Annotated in this window: 1 protein-coding gene; it reads right to left on the reverse strand. The window is 41.4% G+C overall.

The window, feature by feature from the left end; translation table 11 throughout:
* A partial coding sequence (locus R8O11_RS29000) for an Lrp/AsnC family transcriptional regulator (protein ID WP_318195095.1) occupies positions 1-429 on the reverse strand: 429 nt, incomplete at its 3' end.
* Between the last annotated feature and the right edge of the window lie 192 nt (positions 430-621).

Raw genomic sequence — 621 nt, forward strand, 5'->3', positions numbered from 1 at the left:
TATCACCACTTCACTTCGCGTCTGAATAACACCTGGTAGCGTGCCCAGCTTACTCGACATAAACTCTTGATAGGCTTTCATGTTCTTCACTCGGACTTTAATCATGGTGTCGAAGTCACCAGAGAGCGAATAACACTCTTCGATTTCTGGCATCAATTCCACCGCTTTGGCAAACTTTTCAAAAATCGAGAAGCTGGTTTGATCCAAACGAATATGAATGAACACCTGAACATCCAATCCTAATTTTTCAGCATTCAACTCGGCATGATAACCATTGATATAGCCTTCTTTCTCAAGCCTTTTGACGCGATCTGAGCACGGCGACGTGGTTAAGTTAATCTGCTTCGCCAGTTCGACGACTGGAATTCGTCCGCGTGAATGAAGCACTCTCAAAATATGCAGATCAATCCTGTCTAATTGGTAGCTCATCAACACATCCTTGTAACAACTCAGGGAGCTTTACATTAATCGTTACCGTTATGTTTGCAAACTAACAAATGAACAACGTGTGAATTCCGCTTAGTTTTAACGTTTGCTTAGCACAAAAAGCCATCATCAACCTAAAAACACATCCTAGTTGTTAACATAGGTCTATAAATAACAAAGGTACTCACACGGCTT

Source organism: Vibrio sp. 1288 (genome assembly GCF_033344475.1).